Source organism: Qipengyuania sphaerica, assembly GCF_019711595.1.
Lineage (GTDB): Bacteria > Pseudomonadota > Alphaproteobacteria > Sphingomonadales > Sphingomonadaceae > Qipengyuania > Qipengyuania sphaerica.
This window is the reverse complement of record NZ_JAIGNR010000001.1, coordinates 73,996-90,446: the sequence shown is the minus strand read 5'-3', so window position 1 is coordinate 90,446 and position 16,451 is coordinate 73,996. Positions and strand designations below refer to the sequence as shown.

The window sequence follows — 16,451 nt, the reverse complement described above, 5'->3', positions numbered from 1 at the left end:
TTCGGTGAGCGAGGAAGATATCGAGCAGTTACGCAGCCGCTTCGCGCGCGAGGCGATGGCGCTAATGGAGCGTACCGGCGAGGAAGTGACCCGCACGCGGCTCGCCGCCGAGCTCAAGATCGCCCGCGCCCGGCTAGATGCGGTCTTCCCCGATGAAGGCGACATGCTGGAGGCGATCACCGGCGAATGGTTCGCGCCCAAGATCGAAGTGATGGACGAGGTGATGGCGAGCGGGCTGCCGCCGCGCCGCAAGATGTACGAATTCTTCGCCCGCCGCTTCATCATGCTGCGGCAGAACTTCAGGGACGATCCGGCGACTTTCAATCTCTATGTCGAAATGGGCGAACGCTATTTCGAATATGCGCAGAGCTATATCGATCTTGCCGACCACATGCTGTGCGAACTGATCGCCGAAGCACAGGCCGATGGCCATCTTCCCGGCATGGATGTCGACCTGGCGCGTTCGGTCATCAACCAGATGGTTTCGACCTATCTCATGCCCTACAATATCGCGATGCTGGGCGACCGGCTTTCCGAGGACAAGCTGGCGCTGATCATCGATGCCATCTTCGACGGGCTCGACGCCAAAGACGGGGGCGCGCGCGGAACGGGCACGCTGGGCGCAGCCTGACGTGGCGACGCCCCGCCGCATTCTTTTCCTCAGTCTCAATTACGCGCCCGAGCCGATCGGGATCGGGCCCTATTCGGCGGGACTGGCAGAGGCGCTGGTCGAGCGCGGGCACACGGTGCAGGTGGTGGCGGGCCAGCCTTACTACCCTGAATGGAAGCTGTTTCCCCGCTTCAAGCGACGCTGGCAGACAACGGTGGAGAACGGGGTGAAGGTCACCCGCTGCCCGCATTATATCCCCGCCGACCCCACGGGCAAGAAGCGGATGGCACATCACGCCAGCTTTGCCAGCAGTTCCTGGCCCGCGGCGCGCAAGGCCCGGCGCGAGCTGGAGCCGGACATCGTGTTCACTGTCGCGCCCTCGATGATCGCCGCTCCCGTGGCGGTCAGCATGGCAAAGCGCGCGGGCGTGCCGCTGTGGATGCATGTGCAGGATTTCGAAGTCGGCGCGGCGCTGGCGACCGGGCTTATCGATCGCAGCAGCAAAGTGGCCGATGCCGCGGCGCGGTTCGAGGACCGGATGCTGCATGCGGCAGACCTTGTCTCGACCATCAGCGGGCCGATGTGCGAATTGCTGCTGCAAAAAGGTGTCGAACCCGAACACATCCTCGAAATGCGCAACTGGGCCAATCATGCCGAGGCGATGGACGCGGCGGACGAGAACCATTTCCGCAAGGAATGGGGGCTCGAGGGCAAGACCGTCGCGCTCTACTCGGGCAATATCGCCAACAAGCAGGGCCTCGACGTGGTGATCGAGGCGGCGCGCCAGATGGCGACACGCGAAGACATCGTGTTCGTCATTTCGGGCGAAGGGCCCAACCGGGCGAAGCTGGAGGAACTGGCGAAGGGCCTTCCCAATATCCTCTTCCGCAATCTCCAGCCCGAAGAGCGGATCGGCGACCTGCTCAAGCTGGCCGACATCCATTTGCTCCCGCAGCTGCACGATGCGGCCGACCTCGTGCTGCCGTCGAAGCTCGGTAATATGCTGGCTTCGGGCAGGCCTGTGGTGGCAACGGTGCGGCCGGGCACGGGCATCGCGCGCGAGCTGGTGAACTGCGGCATCGTGGTTCCGCCCGAAGTTCCCGAGGCGATCGTCTCGGCGATCAATGCGCTCGCCACGCACCCCGACTATCGCAGGACGATGGGCACGGCGGCTGCGGGCCGCGCGGCGGAGGCCTGGTCGAAAACCTCGGTGGTCGACACATTCGAGGAAGGGCTCGAACGCCTGCTGGGCTAGATGCCCATCTTTTCGAGCAGCCGCGCGATATTCCCGCGATAGGCGGCGAAGTCGCGTTCGCGCGCCTCCTCCATCGCGGATAGCCGCATCGCGTGGAGCATGTCCCGGTCATCGATCAGCGCGCGCATCGCCTCTTCGACAGCATCGGTATCGGGCCGGTCGTGGACGAAACCGCTCGCCGCGCTCGCGCCCAGCCCCGAGGCCCTGGTCTGGATCACGGCCAGCCCCGATGCCATCGCCTCCAGGAGGACCGTTGCCGAGCCTTCATTATAGCTCGGGAAGACCAGTGCATCATGGCGGCGCATGATCGCCGGAACCTCGCTGCGCGGGACGGCTCCCACGAATTCCACCCGGTCGCGAAAAGGAGCGAGCAGTTCTTCGGGGAGCGCCACCGGCCCCACCACGGTCAGCCTCGCCCCGCTCTCCGGCAGTCGCGCGATCGCTTCGAGCGCGTGACGGATGCCCTTGCGCGCCGCGACCTGCCCCACGAACAGGAACCGCACGGGCTCTCCTGCGCGCACCGGCTCGGGCGCATCGGGCCGGGCGAAGAGCGCGGCGTCGAAGCAGTAGGGAAGCAGTTCGAGCTTGTCCGCGAGGCCCGGGACTTGGGAATATTCGAGGATCGTCTCCATGACGAAGGGGCTGCCGCAAACGATGCGGTCGGCTGCGGCGTATTCCTCGTCGTCCTGCTCGATACGGCGGGCGCTCCATGCCGGAGAGCCTCCGGTGAACCATTCGCCCTGGAGTGCTAGCTGCCGCTCGCGCTCGGCATTCCAAGAGCGGCAATCGGCCATCGTGCGGTCGAGGATTTTCGGGCAATCCTTCGTGCGCGGGTGGCGGAAGGCGGAGAAGGACGACCCGTCATAGCCCCACAGGGCGAGCGGTCCTTCGTCCTTCGCGATTGCCGCGATCCGCTCCCCGAAAGCGGCATTGAGCGACTGGTCCAGCCTCCCGGCCAGACCGCGAGCGCCCAGGCGCGTGGCGATCCTTTCAGGCAGTTCGTAGCGCGGGAATCCCCTTACCTTAGCCGGATCGAGGCGGGGAAAAGCGAAGCGCCCCATCTCCCTCTCGATCTTCGAGGAAAGGAAATCGGGAAGCATCCCGGCGAGCTTTCGCGCGGCACTATCGGGATGATCGAACAGCCCGGTGGCAAGGAAGGCCAGCCGGCCGAGATCCTGTAGGGCGAGCGCGGTCTGGCGGCTGTGTTGGGTACCGGGATGGAAAACGCCGACCTGCATCGCCCCGTGTCCTAGCGCGGGCGCAGCAAAAGCCAAAAAGCATTTTCCTACTCACCAACTCGTGATTAACCGGATTGGCTCATTCGATTGAATCGAGGAACCACAAGCGATGAGCCATCCCATTCCCCTGCAGACCCCCGGCGGCTTCGCACCCGCCTATGCGCTCGGCATCGACGACGGTACCGGCAATCTTGCGCTGGTGGCCGACAGCCGCCCGCTACCCGTCCAATCCGCCCTTCCCGCAGCGCCTGCACCGCTGGAGGGGTGGACCGGCAACGATGCCCTCGTCGGACCCTTCACCCCTGCCTCCCCCGCCCCTGTCTATTGCACCCTGTCGGGCGATTGGCAGGGCAGCGTTGCCGTCAAGCGCTCGACCGATGGCGGGACCACGCTTCACCCGCTGACTGTCGCGGGCGACGCTTGGGGTGCGTACTCATCCAACGCCTGCGAACCGGTCTGGGAGGAAAGCGAGAGCGGCGCCACGCTCTGGCTCGATTGCCGCATCGCCTCGGGTACCCTGACCTACAGGCTCGCCCAGTGAGCGCGCTTGCCATCCCTGCTTTGGGGCTCGCCAACCGCGCCGCACAGGCACTGCCCGCGCTCTTTGCCGACCTAGCCCTGCGCTCGCCGTCACCCGATGTGGTGCGGCTCGAAAGCACCGGCCACGGCGAGGACGGCAAGGGCGCCGCAACCTACATCAGCGATGCGCGATGCGACGCAGGCCTGCTCGCGGCGCACCCCCGCTTCGTCTTCGCGACGGCCAATGGACGCATCTTCCGCCTCTTGCCCGAAGCCGGTTCGCTCTCGGCCGAACAGGGCGGCGCGGCAGGTGACGGCCTCGCCAACGACCAGGGCGCGCTGCAGGCCGCGATCGACTATGCCGAGGCGGTGGGCGCGGCAGAGCTGCGTTTCGAAGCCGCGTATTACCGCGTCGATTGCCCGCTCCGCACCTCGCCCGCCGGAGACATTCGCGCCGAGGACGGCCACCCGCTCGTCGTTCGCCGCTCGCTTTGCTTGCGCGGCTGCGCGGCACAGCGAACGGTGCTCGACTTCCGTGCCCTCGACGGCGAGGACCCCGAAACCGATTTCCAGCTCGTCGCCACCTCGGCCAGCGACCCGACGCTGGCGGTATGGCGCGGCGGAGGGCTGTACCTGCAGGGCGATACCTCCGATCCCGGCGAAGGCCAGCGCAGCATCGGACGGCTTGAAATCGACCGGCTGGTTTTCCGGGGCAACCGCCACCGCACGGGCGAATACTCCTGGCCCGCCGACCCGCTTACGGGCGACGGCTGGGACACCAGCGACAAGGCCCTTTGGATGCAGGACTGCTTTGCCGGCGAGATCGTCGTCAGCGATACCGACATGATCGGCTGGAAAGGCGAGATCGTGTTCGTAGCGGGCGAGGCCAACGCCCTCGAAAGCCTCGAGCTCCACCGCTGCCGCCTCGAAACCGGGAATGGCAATGCGCTAAATGCCGGAACCGATTGCGATCTGCTTGCCGTCGATTGCAGCTTCGGCGATTGCTACCAGGCGCAGGAAGACGTGGCGAAGACGCGCGCCACCTACCGCAATTGCAGCTGGCACGATTGCGTCGCCACCGGCATCGGCAACGGCCCCACCGACGGCCCTTATCATTCGCTTGCCTATCCCACGCGTGACGAGACAGCGCCCCTGCCGACGATCCGGCTGGAGAATTGCAAGTTCCGCGACATCGATGTGCTGCGATTCACTAGCTGGGTTTCGGGCTCGATACGGACGATCGATTGCACCGTCGTGCTCGACGGCAACGAGGCGATGGCACTGCGCGATACCGATTTGCGCATCGAAGCCTGGCTCGACCGCAAAAGCGGCATTCACGCACTGCAATTCGACGGAGTCGACACCTTGGCCGAGCCTGTGCCGGGAGCGCCTGCCGGCATCTTTAAACTGCCCCCGTCGCAGGTGCGCATCGATGTTGCGCTTCGCCGCACCCGGCTTGCGCAGGAGCAGGATCGTCAATGGCTCGGCTGCTTCTGGACCGGCTATATCGACAAGAGCTGCGAGCTGGCGTTCTCCGGTCCGACCGTCAGCGGAGGCGGACCCCATGGCGGCGCTGCGCCGGTCTCGATGCCGCGCGTCAGCCAGCGTGTGCCGGAAACGACCAGCAGCATTTGGGCACGCGGATGGTACAAGCTTCCCGATGTCTCGGGCGCGGGAGAAATCATACCGTGCGCGCCTTTCATGGCGATCGAGATGACGAGCGGCATCATCGCGGACGTGACGCTCGCCCGGACACCGCTTGGCGGCGATCAATTTGGCTATGCCGACGGCCAGCGCATCCGCATCGTCAAGCACGGGCCGACCGGTTCGATCCGCTTCGCCAAGGGCGCATCGGGCTCCTTCGCCGTGCGCGAGACGCGCGTGCTCGACAATCCCAACGACTGGATCGAGTTCAGCTATAATCGCGACTGGCAGCGCTGGGAGGAGGAGGGCTTTCTCTCCGACGCCTGATTATCGCCACGCGGGAGGGGACAAAATGCCCCTCCCGCTTGCCGCGCGCCCTTCCATGCGGAATCTATTCGCCATGGCGATTCTCTCCGACAAATGGATCCGCGAAGCGGCAACGACCCGCGGCATGATCGAACCCTTCGTGGAAGCCCAGCGGCGCGAGGGGAATATCTCCTACGGGCTGTCGAGCTTCGGCTACGACGCGCGCGTGGCGGACGAGTTCAAGATCTTCACCAATATCGACAGCGCGGTGGTCGATCCCAAGGATTTCGCCAGCAACAGCTTCGTCGACAAGCAGACCGACGTCTGCATCATCCCTCCCAACAGCTTCGCGCTGGCCCGCACGGTCGAATATTTCCGCATTCCGGACGACGTGCTGGTGATTTGCCTCGGCAAGAGCACCTATGCGCGCTGCGGGATCATCGTGAACGTGACCCCGCTCGAGCCAGGCTGGGAAGGCCATGTCACGCTGGAATTTTCCAACACCACGCCGCTGCCGGCCAAGATCTACGCCAATGAAGGCGCGTGCCAGTTCCTGTTCCTCAAAGGTAACGAGCGGCCCGAAGTCACCTATGCCGACCGCGCGGGCAAATACATGGGCCAGCGCGGGGTCACGCTGCCGAAGCTGTAGGAACCAATCAGGCGGCCACAGCCGCCTGTCTTGCAAGTACGACCGGTGAGACCGGAAACCAGCTTTTCGCGCTGTCGACGAGCAGGCGCTCCCCCGTCATCACGATCTCTTCGGCTCGCATCGCATCATCCAGGTTTGCCTCGTCCATCCATACCGCAAGGATCGTCTCGAGAGGGCCGTGAATATAGACGTCTACGGAGCGGCCGGGGTCCTTGTCGCACAGATCGACCCTCTCGCCCTGTGCCACTATCCACCAGCGATTGTGCTTGTCCAGATCGGACAGCGTGATCGAGAAGACGGTCTCGCCATCGGGAAGGCCGGTCGTGCGTAAAGTGCGGTGCAGGTCCCACATGGCGACGCCCACGTCGATCTGGTCCGTGCGCATGTTTCGCTTAGCCCAGCGCAGGCCCCATTCTGCCATCATCACCACTATCGGCCCTGCTTCGCGCCCGGCGGGTGCGAGCCGGTATAGCGCCTGCTGACCGGTATCACCCCGCTTCACGATCAACCCCTCATCGCAAAGCCGCTTCAGCCGCGCGCTGAGGACGGATGGCGAGATCCGCGGCATGGCTGCTGTAAAATCGGAGTATCGCTGCGCCCCGAGAATCATCGCTCGCAGGATCTGCAGTGTCCACTTGTCGCCCAGGATGTCCGCTGCTTTCGTGGCTGGACAATGGCTCGCCAATTCTGGCATCGGTCATCTCCCCGCACCGCATTGAAGGCGCGCAAAGATACGCTTTTTCGCGATTTTCCGCAATCGCTACGGATTTAGTAGTGAGTTGCTGCGAATTGCGTAGCGGCCTGCTTCGGATCGCGAACTATCCCGAATCCGGGCCTGGAGGCACTTTCTCCCCATCGCCATAATCAATTGGCGAAGATCAAAAGGAGAAAGACCATGAGCAACCGCATCACGAGCTTCATCTGCGCAATTGCTGCAGTACTGGCCACAACGATCACCTTCTCGGAGGTCACCACCGTACCTGCGGCGCGCGTCGAAAGCGGAGCGTTCGCGGCCCGGGCAGCATGACTGCGACCGAAGGAGTTCCGTGTCCTTTCGGGCGGGCGCTACTGAGCGCAAATCCCGGCAGCACCGATGCTCGGACAGGGGGCTTTGACGCTGCGTCTTTGACTCTCGCGCGGTCGCGGCGCACATCTCTCACCTTACGTGGGAGAGTGACATGGCAGATCGCGAATTCGACATCATCGTCTATGGCGCAACCGGCTACACCGGCCGCCTCGTCGCCGAACATTTCGTGCGCGAATACGGCAATAGGGACGACGGGCCGAAATGGGCGATGGCGGGCCGCAGCGAGGACAAGCTTACTGCCGTGCGCGACGAGATCGGCGCGCCATCGACCACGCCGATGATCGTCGCCGATGCCTCCGATCCTGCGAGTCTCGAAGCGATGTGCAAGAGGACGAAGGTCGTCCTGACCACGGTCGGTCCCTACCAGCTCTATGGCGATGCGCTGGTCGAGGCCTGCGTGAAGACGGGCACCGATTATGCCGACCTCTGCGGCGAACCGGCCTGGATGGCCGAGCAGATCGAGAAGCATCACGAGGCCGCCAAGGCCAGCGGCGCGCGGATTTGCTTCTCATCGGGCTTCGATTCCATCCCCTTCGATCTCGGGGTGTTGATGCTGCAGAAGGAAGCGGTGGCGCGGCACGGCTCGCCCGCACCGCGCGTTAAGGGCCGCGTGCGCGCGATGCAGGGGACTTTCTCCGGCGGCACGGCCGCCAGCCTCGGCGCAACGATGAAGGCGGCGATGAAGAACCCCAGGATCATCGGCCAGCTGCGCGATCCCTTCGCGCTCACTCCCGGTTTCGAAGGTCCCGACCAGCCGAGCGGCATGGTCCCGCGCTACGAAGACGAGACCGGCAAATGGGCTGCGCCTTTCGTCATGGCGCCAATCAACACCAAGAACGTCCACCGCACCAATTTCCTGCGCGGCCATCCTTACGGCGAGGATTTCCGCTATGACGAGATGATGCTCACCAGTCCCGGCGATGCCGGCAAGGCAGCGGCCAATGCCATGGTCGAGCTGATGAAGAACCCCTTCGGCGCCAAGCCCCCCAAGCCGGGTGAAGGGCCGACCAAGGAAGAGCGCGAAAACGGATTCTACGACGTGCTCTTTATCGGCTCGTGGCCCGACGGCAGCGGCATACATTATGCGGTGAAGGGCAAGTTCGATCCCGGTTACGGATCGACCAGCCGCATGCTGGGCGAAACCGGCATGGCGCTGCTGACAAGCGATGCGGAAGGCGGCGTCGGCACGCCCGGCTCCTTCCTCGGCGAGGCATTGGTCGAGCGGCTGCGCGACCATGCCCACCTGACTTTTCAACTGGAAGAATAAGAAAAAGGGGGAGCACGCGGCTCCCCCTTCGAAATGCCTAGATGCTCATCCGCACCGCGAGGCTGAAATTGCGGCCCGGCAACGGCACGAAATCCTTCGTGAAGCTCGAATGGCGGCGGCCGGTCTGGTCGAAAATGTTCTCCGCCTTGAGGATCACGGCCAGTGCCGGCTCGCTTTCGAGCGGTCGCCAGATTGCCGAGGCGTTGACGAAGGTAAAGCCCTCTGTGGGTGTTTCGAACGGGGCGACGTCTCTCTGGTCGTCGAACCATTCCACCTCGCCGCGCAAGGTAAGATTGTCCACGTCGGCCTCGAGAGCGCCCAGCACGCTGAGCGGCGGGATGCGGGGCACGTTGAAACCATTGTCGAGTTCGGCCTCGATGTAGGATGCCCGCAGGTCTGCGGTCAGGTCGAAACCGTCGCTGTCGATGAAGGTCCAGGCGACCTCGCCTTCGATCCCGGTATAGGTCGCACCTTCCTGAAGGTAGACGAAGACCGGCAACTCGTCCTCTTCTTCGCCCGTTTCGCTCAGATAGATGAAATCGTCGAACCACTGGCGGTAGGCGGCAAGGCTGAGGTCCACCGGCCCCACGCTACCGCGGGCGAACAGCTCCACGCCCCAGGCCTTTTCCATCGACAGGTCGACATCGCCGATCTCGAACTGCTGGGTGGCGATATGCGGGCCTTCGGAGAATAGCTCCTCTGCGCTCGGCGCGCGCGAGACGCGCGAAATGTTCACGCCGGTGCGGAAGCTGGGGGTCAGTTCGTAGACCAGTCCCAGCGCACCCGACAGGCCATCGAAATCGCGCTCAACGCCGAGCGGGACGGACTTCACATCGGTCATTTCGTAACGCAGTGCGCCTTCGACCTGGAACGGGCCATTGCCGTATTCCTGCAAGGTGAAAAGCGAGAACTGTTCGGTCTCGTTCGGCGCGACATAGGCCTCTGCGCCCTCCGCCGCGAAATCGCGGATATAAAGCTGCATGCCCGTCGAGCCGCGCAGCACGCCATCGGGGTTCTGCAGCAGCTCGGCACGCGCTTCGATGCCCTGCACGTCGAATACGGTGCCGACCTCATCGCCCTCGAATTCGGTGTGCGTGTAATCGGAATAGCCCGCCCGAAGCTTCAGGCGCTGGAAGAATCCGGTGCCGAGCTGGATATCGCCGCGGAAGTCGGCGCGATACTGGCGCAGGCCGATGCTGACGGTCTCGGGACCTTCCTCCTCGCCCTCTTCCTCGCCGTGATCCTCGTCGCCATGCTCCTCACCTTCTTCCTCGTGGTGGTGGTGCGCACCGGGCAGGATCGGAACGCCGTAGAAGGTGTCGTAAACGCCAAAGGCAACGCCGAAGTTCGACCCGCCCCTGAACAGCCCGAAGCCGCCGTTGACCGCCCAGGTCTCGGTACCGCTGTTGAACAGCGTGTCTTGCGCATTGGCCGCCTCGCGCAGTTCTTCGGCTTCCTCGAACTCGCCCTCTTCCTCTTCCTCGGCCGCATCGGCGAGGAGATCGGCGCGCAGCCCGGGCGAAAGCACGTAACCCGGCACGTCGAGATCGTCTGTTTCGCGATAGACGCCGTCCACATGGAAGACGAGACCGCCGCCAACGGGCAGGTCGAGCGAAGCGCCGCCTTCGCGCAGGTCCGCCACCGTGTTTGCGCGCACCAGCGCATCGATATGGACGTCTTCGGCAGGCACGCGGCGCGGGATGCGCTTGTCGATGATATTGACCGCGCCTCCGATGGCCTGGCTACCGTAGAGAAGGACGGCGGGGCCGCGCAGCACTTCGATGCTTTCGGCGGTCAGCGGGTCGATCGACACGGCATGGTCGGCAGAAGTATTCGAGACGTCGATCGCCCCGATGCCGTCAACCAGGACCTTGACGCGTTCGCCCGAAAAACCGCGCAGGATCGGGCGCGAGGCTCCGGGCGCGAAGCCCGTGGCGGTGACGCCCGGGATACTGGTGAGGACTTCGCCGATCTGGCCATCCATGTTGAGGTCGAGTTCCTCCGCCTCGACCACGCTCACACCGGCGAGCAGGTCGAACTGGCGTAGGCCTTCCGCGCTGACGATGATGGTGCCATCGGCGCCGATCCGGCGGTTATGGAGGTCGTCCTCGGCGGAAACGCCTTCGACTTCGATCTCGCGATCATCCGCTTGTTCCTGCGCAAGCACTGGAGCAGCGGCGGCGATTGCAATGAGTGAGAGTGAGGCAGCCAGGCTGCGGCGAAGCGGTGCGGTTTGATACAACATCACGCGCCGAAATAGCGAGGCGAGGCCCGACTGCAAGCGATTTCGCGACGAAACGCATATGCGCACGACGAATTGCAACCGCGGTGCGGTTGGATCGACATTTCGACTGGAGGAAAATGGAGCGGGCGAGGCGATTCGAACGCCCGACCCCAACCTTGGCAAGGTTGTGCTCTACCCCTGAGCTACGCCCGCTCACTGACGCTCGCCGAACCGCATGGCTCGGTGGGGAGGCGCGCAACTAGCAACGGCTCCTGAGTCCCGCAAGCGAAAAAATGCACTTTTTTGACCCGCCGCGCATCAACGCCTACGCCCCTTCACATTCGCGCTCCAAGGCCCACATGGGGCGCACAGGAATTTCCGCAAAGAAAGGGTGCATACGTGGCGAGCATGGGTTTGAGCATCGACGAGCAGAAGGCAGTCGAGAAGTTCAAGAAAGACGTCGTCGAACCGTCGATAACGAAGCTCGTCATCCTCGATTTCTTCGCCGAGTGGTGCGGGCCGTGCAAGGCGCTCGCCCCGATGCTGGAAAAGGTCGCGGGCGAATATGCCGACAAGGGCGTGGTGCTGGTGAAGGTCGATGTCGACCAGGAAAAATTCATCGCCGCGCAATTCCAGGTCCAGTCGATCCCGACCGTCTATGCTATGTTCCAGGGCCAGCCGGTGGCCGACTTGACCAGTGCGCGCAGCGAATCGCAGCTGAAAGAAGTGCTCGACCAGATCCTCGGCCAGCTTCCGGTCCAGGGCGGCGATGCCGACGGCGCACAGGCGCAGATGGCCGAGCAGGTCGAACAGTATATCGCCATGGCCGAGCAGATCCTTGCCGAGGGCGATGCGCCCCGCGCGGCTGGCATCTTCGCGCAGGTCACCGAGATGGCGCCCGACAATGCCGCAGCGCATGCGGGGCTTATCCGCGCGCTGACGCAGGCCGACCAGGTCGAGGAGGCCAAGGCCGTGCTCGCAGCAGTGGAGGCCAACCCGGCACTGGCTGGCGACACGCTGATCGAGAACGCCAAGGCCGCGCTCGAACTCGCCGGTAACAAGGTCGACGATGGCGAACTGGCGGCGCTGCGCGACAAGGCCGCTGCCGATCCTGCCGACATGGACGCGCGCCTCGCCTATGCCGAAGCCGCCTTTGCCGCGGGCCAGCGCGATGCGGCAGCGGACGAGCTTCTCGCCATGATCGAGGCCGATCGCGAATGGAACGAGGGCGCAGCGCGCACCAAGCTGATCGATATCTTCAACGCCGTGGGTCTCGAGGACCCCTGGGTAGTGGCGACCCGTCGCCGCCTCTCGAAGCTGCTGTTCGGGTAAGCGCGGCTTGACCAGACGCCTTTCCATCTTCCCCCTGCCCGGCGCGATCCTGTTCCCCGGCCTGCAATTGCCGCTGCATATCTTCGAGCCGCGCTATCGCGAGCTGGTCGGCAGCGCGCTCGCCAAGGACCGGCTGATCGGCATGGTGCAGCCGCAGCGCAATGCAGAAGGCTCGCCGCTCTATGCGGTCGGCTGCCTCGGGCGGATCGGCGATGTCGAGGCGCTGGAAGACGGGCGCTACAATATCGTGCTCGAAGGCGAGGCCCGCTTCCGCATCGTGCGCGAGCTGGAAGTCACCACCGCCTTCCGCCAGGTCGAAGCCGAGATGATCGATGACCCGGAAGATGAAGTGCTCGCCAGCGTCGAGCGGGCGGGGTTTGAATTCGAAGCCAAGCGCTTTGCTGCGATGCAGGGCTATTCGGTCGACTGGGATTCGGTCGAGCGGCTGGACGACGAGACGCTGATCAACGGCGTCGCCCAGATCGCGCCCTTCGACAGCGCGGCCAAGCAGGCCTTGCTCGAAGCCGAAACGCTATCCGACCGCTGCGAACTGATGGTCCAGCTGATGCAGTTCTTCGCCCTGCGCGACGACGGGGACGAGATCGTCACCTTGCAGTAATTATTTCGAACCGACCTCCGTCGGTTCGTCCTCGGGGCTATTCTTCCGCTTCGCTACAGGCCCCTGCGGGCGGCCGGTCGGCCTTTGACTGCCGTGACCAGGAACCGGGCCGGCGGAGGCCCGGCAAGGGCGACCGCCCGCCCGCAGCGGGTGCAGCTTGCTGCACGTCTAGCGAGGACGAACCCGCGGAGGCGGGTTCGCAAATCAGATGTTAAAACTGCCTCGCAAGCCATCGATGACGTACTGGGCCGCCAGCGCGGCCAGCAGCACGCCGAGCACGCGGGTGATCGCCGCTTCCACTTTGTCGCCCAGAAGGCGCAACAAGGGCCCTGCCGCGATCAACGCCAGCATCGTTATGAACAGCACTGCGGCAAGCGCACCGAGCACGGTGAAGGTTTGCGTAAGGTCGTCCGCCTCGTTCATCAGGAGCATGATCGCCGCAATCGCGCCAGGGCCTGCCAGCATGGGGATGGCCATGGGGAAGATCGACACGTCTTCCACTTCGGGTGTGGCGGCGACTTTCTCCGCCCGCTCCTCGCGGCGCTGGGTACGCTTTTCGAACACCATCTCGAAGGCGATCCAGAACAGCATGAGCCCGCCCGCGATGCGGAAACTGTCGAGGTCGATATGCAGCGCACCCAGCAATTGCTCGCCGAACAATGCGAAGATGAGCAGGATAATTCCCGCGATAAAGGTCGCGCGGATCGCCATGTTGCGCCGCTGCGCCTGCGTCGCCCCCTTGGTCAGTCCGGCGTAAATCGGCGCGCAGCCGGGCGGGTCGATCACGACGAAAAGCGTGATGAAGGCGGAGAGGAAAAGCTGGGTCATTGCGGCCTGTCAGCGGCAAGCGCGACGTCGACGACCTGTTCCCAGCCTTCGTCGCCCGCGACCCATACATCGTAATGTCGCTCGCCCTCGCCGACGAGATGGAAGCTCCACGCCAGCGTGCCATCAAGCGACGTCGCCATCGCTGCCCCTTGAGGAACTTCGGGAGAGGCGAGGCGCGCATCGCAGTCTGCCACCTTCGACGCGATCATCTCGGGCTTCTCCGGCGCCTCCTCCTCAGGATAACCGAAATCGAATACCCAGCGGTACTCGCCGTCGCTCTGGCGTCGCCACACCGTGTTGAAAGTCCCGACCTGCCCGTCGGGATCAACGAAACCCCCTTGCGTTACGGCAAGCGAGCCATCGCAGCTCGACCAAACGCGGTGCGGTTCCCATGCCACGGCGGCGGGCGGATCGGTCTGTGTCTTCAGCCAGGGCTTGGCTTCGATCGCGCCATTGCGCCCGAACAACAGGCCACCGTCGGCAGCATATTCGGCGAAAGCGGTCCACTGCCCGTCCTCCTGCGCGGCGCGGGCGAAGGCGATTTCCGTCGCCACGACCTTGCCCGGATTGGCGACCGGCTGGATGAAGCGCCCGTAGCGCTCGCGCGGGCCTGCCGTGCAGGCGGCAAGCCCCAGGACCATGGTCGCAGCAAGGATCGCTCGATACATTTACAGCCCCTCCGGAACTTCGAGACCGGCGTTGCGGTAGGCAGCCACCAGAGTGTTTCGCAGCAGGACGGCAATCGTCATCGGCCCCACGCCGCCGGGCACGGGTGTGATCGCACTCGCCACACCTTCGGCGCCCGCATAGTCGACATCGCCGACCAGCCGGCCCTTCTCTTCGCCCTCTGCAGGCGGGAGGCGGTTGATGCCGACATCGATGACGGTCGCGCCGTCCTTGAGCCATTCGGCCTTGACCATTTCGGCACGGCCTACGGCGGCGACGACGATATCGGCGCGCTTGACCACTGCGGGCAAATCCTTGGTGCGGCTATGCGCGATGGTTACGGTGGCATTGGCGTCGAGCAGCAGCTGCGCCATCGGCTTGCCGACGATGTTCGAGCGGCCGATCACGACTGCCTCGAGGCCCGACAGATCGCCCAGCCGGTCGGTGAGCAGCATCATGCAGCCCAGCGGCGTGCAGGGCACAAAGCCGCTCTGCCCCACCGCGAGGCGACCGGCGTTGGTGACGTGGAAGCCATCGACGTCCTTGTCCGGACTGATCGCGCCGATAACCGCCTGTTCGTCGAGATGGCCGGGCAAGGGAAGCTGGACGAGGATGCCGTCGACCGCTTCGTCCGCGTTCAGCTGTTCGACCAGCTTGAGCAGTTCGAGCTCGCTGGTTTCGGCAGGCAGCCGGTGCTCGAAGCTTTCCATGCCCGCTTCCACCGTCGCCTTGTGCTTGCTGCGCACATAGACCTGGCTCGCCGGGTCCTCGCCCACCAGCACGACCGCGAGGCCGGCCTTGCGCCCCGTTGCCGAGGCGAACTTGCCCGCATGCGCACCGACCCGCTCGCGCAGGCCGGCGGCGAAGGCCTTCCCGTCGATCCGTTCGGCGGTCATACGGAGTAGATGATGTTGCGCAACACGATCAGCACGATGTTGAGCAGGATGATCAGGACGAGCGGCGAGAAGTCCATCGCGCCGGTGTTCGGCATGAGGTTGCGGATCGGCCGCAGGATCGGGTCGACCAGCCTGTTGATGGCATCATAGACCGCCATCAGGAATTCGTTGCGGCCCACCACGTTGAAGGCGAACAGCAGGCCGATGATGAACTGGATGATGATCAGCATCACGAAGACATTCGTGATCATCGCGATGATTTCGTAGAGGGTAATCAGCACTTGGGTCGCACCCCGTTTGATGAGCTTTGGCAGTCCCGTTGATCGGCCTCTACTAAAGGCCTGCGTTCCCCGCCACCCCTAGCTTGCGCTTATCAAGGTCCCTGCGCCGCGCGCGGTGAAGAATTCGAGCAGCATGGCATGCGGCACGCGCCCGTCGAGCACCACCGCCGCCTCGCAGCCGGCCTCGACAGCGGTGACGCAGGTTTCCAGCTTGGGGATCATCCCGCCGCTGATCGTCCCGTCTTCGCGCAGGGCAGCGATATCGGCCGGGGTAAGGTCGGTGAGCAGATTGCCCTTTTTGTCGAGCACGCCATCGACATCGGTCAGCAGCAACAGCCTTGCCGCGCCCAGTGCCGAGGCCAGCGCGCCGGCCATCGTATCGGCATTGATATTGTAGGTGTGGCCGTCCTCGCCCGTGCCGATAGGCGCGATGACGGGGATCATGCCCGCTGCCGTCGCCGTCTCGATGATCGTCGTGTCGACCGCGCTGGGCTCGCCCACGAAGCCGAGATCGAGCGCCTTTTCGATATGGCTTTCCGGGTCCTTCGTCGTCCGTTCGACCTTGCGCGCGGTTACCAGCCCGCCGTCCTTGCCCGAAATGCCGACCGCCTTGCCGCCCGCACGCGCGATCGAACCTACGATCGCCTTGTTGATGGCGCCGGAGAGGACCATCTCGGCCACTTCCGCCGTCGCCTTGTCGGTCACCCGCAGCCCGTCGACGAAGCGCGTTTCCACGCCCAGCTTCTCCAGCATCGCGCCGATCTGCGGGCCGCCGCCATGGACCACCACCGGGTTGATGCCCACCGCCTTCAGCAGCACCACGTCCTCGGCGAACTCGCGCGCGGCATCCTCGTCGCCCATGGCGTTGCCGCCGTATTTCACGACGAAGCTCTTGCCCGCATAGCGCTGGAAATAGGGCAGCGCCTCGATGAGGGTCTGTGCCTTGGTGCTGGCGTCGCTCAAATCCATGCCTGTGCTTTCGTTTCCCTGTTGGGCCATTGCACTAGCTTCCCCTCCGCCTGTGGGAAAG

Annotated in this window: 17 protein-coding genes and 1 tRNA gene; 9 read left to right on the top strand and 9 right to left on the bottom strand. The window is 64.5% G+C overall.

Going from position 1 to position 16,451, the window contains the following annotated elements; translation table 11 throughout:
- Positions 1-4 precede the first annotated feature (4 nt).
- Both K3178_RS00440 and K3178_RS00435 read left to right on the top strand, forming a co-directional pair.
- Positions 5-631 (top strand): hypothetical protein, encoded by a 627-nt coding sequence (locus tag K3178_RS00440; protein WP_345719825.1) that lies wholly within the window; start codon positions 5-7, stop codon positions 629-631.
- Position 632: 1 nt separating this feature from the next.
- Positions 633-1,865, top strand: coding sequence for a WcaI family glycosyltransferase (locus tag K3178_RS00435; protein ID WP_345719824.1), 1,233 nt, complete (start codon positions 633-635; stop codon positions 1,863-1,865).
- On the opposite strand, the gene K3178_RS00430 is transcribed toward K3178_RS00435, so the two are convergent.
- Positions 1,862-3,103, bottom strand: coding sequence for a glycosyltransferase family 4 protein (locus K3178_RS00430; RefSeq protein ID WP_221569432.1), 1,242 nt, complete (start codon positions 3,101-3,103; stop codon positions 1,862-1,864). The genes K3178_RS00435 and K3178_RS00430 overlap by 4 nt on opposite strands.
- A gap of 109 nt (positions 3,104-3,212) precedes the next feature.
- Between K3178_RS00430 and K3178_RS00425 the strand changes: the two genes are divergently transcribed.
- The 3 genes from K3178_RS00425 to dcd all read left to right on the top strand — a co-directional run bounded on the left by K3178_RS00425 (position 3,213) and on the right by dcd (position 6,221).
- Complete coding sequence (locus K3178_RS00425; RefSeq protein WP_221569431.1) at positions 3,213-3,644, top strand: hypothetical protein; 432 nt, start codon at positions 3,213-3,215, stop codon at positions 3,642-3,644.
- Positions 3,641-5,593: a hypothetical protein gene (locus K3178_RS00420; RefSeq protein WP_221569430.1), complete on the top strand. Its 1,953-nt coding sequence runs from the start codon at positions 3,641-3,643 to the stop codon at positions 5,591-5,593. The genes K3178_RS00425 and K3178_RS00420 overlap by 4 nt, the downstream gene beginning before the upstream one ends.
- Positions 5,594-5,666: 73 nt before the next feature.
- The gene (gene dcd, locus K3178_RS00415) at positions 5,667-6,221 is read left to right on the top strand and encodes a dCTP deaminase (protein ID WP_221570724.1); all 555 of its coding nucleotides are present in this window, start codon (positions 5,667-5,669) and stop codon (positions 6,219-6,221) included.
- Between the two features lie 7 nt (positions 6,222-6,228).
- On the opposite strand, the gene K3178_RS00410 is transcribed toward dcd, so the two are convergent.
- Positions 6,229-6,915, bottom strand: a complete 687-nt coding sequence (locus tag K3178_RS00410; RefSeq protein WP_221569429.1) for a winged helix-turn-helix transcriptional regulator — start codon at positions 6,913-6,915, stop codon at positions 6,229-6,231.
- 201 nt (positions 6,916-7,116) lie between these two features.
- Here K3178_RS00410 and K3178_RS14260 point away from each other — a divergent pair, with 201 nt between their 5' ends.
- On the top strand, positions 7,117-7,248 hold the full coding sequence (locus tag K3178_RS14260) for a hypothetical protein (RefSeq protein ID WP_282098824.1): 132 nt from the start codon (positions 7,117-7,119) through the stop codon (positions 7,246-7,248).
- A gap of 151 nt (positions 7,249-7,399) precedes the next feature.
- Positions 7,400-8,575 carry a saccharopine dehydrogenase family protein gene (locus tag K3178_RS00405; protein WP_221569428.1) on the top strand — a complete coding sequence of 392 codons (1,176 nt, stop codon included), beginning with the start codon at positions 7,400-7,402 and terminating at the stop codon, positions 8,573-8,575.
- Between the two features lie 37 nt (positions 8,576-8,612).
- On the opposite strand, the gene K3178_RS00400 is transcribed toward K3178_RS00405, so the two are convergent.
- Positions 8,613-10,820, bottom strand: coding sequence for a TonB-dependent receptor (locus tag K3178_RS00400; protein ID WP_221569427.1), 2,208 nt, complete (start codon positions 10,818-10,820; stop codon positions 8,613-8,615).
- A 117-nt stretch (positions 10,821-10,937) separates the two neighbouring features.
- Positions 10,938-11,012: transfer RNA gene (locus K3178_RS00395), tRNA-Gly, on the bottom strand.
- 195 nt (positions 11,013-11,207) lie between these two features.
- On the opposite strand from K3178_RS00395, the gene K3178_RS00390 reads away from it, so the two are divergent.
- Together K3178_RS00390 and K3178_RS00385 are read left to right on the top strand one after the other, a co-directional pair.
- Positions 11,208-12,131: a tetratricopeptide repeat protein gene (locus K3178_RS00390; RefSeq protein ID WP_221569426.1), complete on the top strand. Its 924-nt coding sequence runs from the start codon at positions 11,208-11,210 to the stop codon at positions 12,129-12,131.
- A gap of 7 nt (positions 12,132-12,138) precedes the next feature.
- Positions 12,139-12,750: an LON peptidase substrate-binding domain-containing protein gene (locus K3178_RS00385; RefSeq protein WP_221569425.1), complete on the top strand. Its 612-nt coding sequence runs from the start codon at positions 12,139-12,141 to the stop codon at positions 12,748-12,750.
- A 204-nt stretch (positions 12,751-12,954) separates the two neighbouring features.
- Here the strand turns inward: K3178_RS00385 and K3178_RS00380 are convergent, their stop codons facing one another.
- From K3178_RS00380 to argB, 5 genes are all read right to left on the bottom strand, one after another.
- Entirely contained in the window at positions 12,955-13,578 is a 624-nt protein-coding gene (locus K3178_RS00380) for a MarC family protein (RefSeq protein ID WP_221569424.1), read from the bottom strand.
- Positions 13,575-14,246 carry a hypothetical protein gene (locus K3178_RS00375; protein ID WP_221569423.1) on the bottom strand — a complete coding sequence of 224 codons (672 nt, stop codon included), beginning with the start codon at positions 14,244-14,246 and terminating at the stop codon, positions 13,575-13,577. The genes K3178_RS00380 and K3178_RS00375 overlap by 4 nt, the downstream gene beginning before the upstream one ends.
- The gene (gene folD, locus K3178_RS00370) at positions 14,247-15,140 is read right to left on the bottom strand and encodes a bifunctional methylenetetrahydrofolate dehydrogenase/methenyltetrahydrofolate cyclohydrolase FolD (RefSeq protein ID WP_221569422.1); all 894 of its coding nucleotides are present in this window, start codon (positions 15,138-15,140) and stop codon (positions 14,247-14,249) included.
- On the bottom strand, positions 15,137-15,421 hold the full coding sequence (locus tag K3178_RS00365; protein WP_345719823.1) for a YggT family protein: 285 nt from the start codon (positions 15,419-15,421) through the stop codon (positions 15,137-15,139). The genes folD and K3178_RS00365 overlap by 4 nt, the downstream gene beginning before the upstream one ends.
- Before the next feature lie 78 nt (positions 15,422-15,499).
- Complete coding sequence (argB, locus tag K3178_RS00360; protein WP_221569421.1) at positions 15,500-16,390, bottom strand: acetylglutamate kinase; 891 nt, start codon at positions 16,388-16,390, stop codon at positions 15,500-15,502.
- Positions 16,391-16,451: the final 61 nt, after the last annotated feature.

Coding starts and splice junctions, on each gene's coding strand:
- K3178_RS00430 (WP_221569432.1), bottom strand. CDS start 3,103: ATGCAGGTCGGCGTTTTCCATCCCGGTACCCAACACAGCCGCCAGACC.
- dcd (WP_221570724.1), top strand. CDS start 5,667: ATGGCGATTCTCTCCGACAAATGGATCCGCGAAGCGGCAACGACCCGC.
- K3178_RS00425 (WP_221569431.1), top strand. CDS start 3,213: ATGAGCCATCCCATTCCCCTGCAGACCCCCGGCGGCTTCGCACCCGCC.
- argB (WP_221569421.1), bottom strand. CDS start 16,390: ATGGATTTGAGCGACGCCAGCACCAAGGCACAGACCCTCATCGAGGCG.
- K3178_RS00380 (WP_221569424.1), bottom strand. CDS start 13,578: ATGACCCAGCTTTTCCTCTCCGCCTTCATCACGCTTTTCGTCGTGATC.
- folD (WP_221569422.1), bottom strand. CDS start 15,140: ATGACCGCCGAACGGATCGACGGGAAGGCCTTCGCCGCCGGCCTGCGC.
- K3178_RS00400 (WP_221569427.1), bottom strand. CDS start 10,820: ATGTTGTATCAAACCGCACCGCTTCGCCGCAGCCTGGCTGCCTCACTC.
- K3178_RS00410 (WP_221569429.1), bottom strand. CDS start 6,915: ATGCCAGAATTGGCGAGCCATTGTCCAGCCACGAAAGCAGCGGACATC.
- K3178_RS00390 (WP_221569426.1), top strand. CDS start 11,208: ATGGGTTTGAGCATCGACGAGCAGAAGGCAGTCGAGAAGTTCAAGAAA.
- K3178_RS14260 (WP_282098824.1), top strand. CDS start 7,117: ATGAGCAACCGCATCACGAGCTTCATCTGCGCAATTGCTGCAGTACTG.
- K3178_RS00405 (WP_221569428.1), top strand. CDS start 7,400: ATGGCAGATCGCGAATTCGACATCATCGTCTATGGCGCAACCGGCTAC.
- K3178_RS00375 (WP_221569423.1), bottom strand. CDS start 14,246: ATGTATCGAGCGATCCTTGCTGCGACCATGGTCCTGGGGCTTGCCGCC.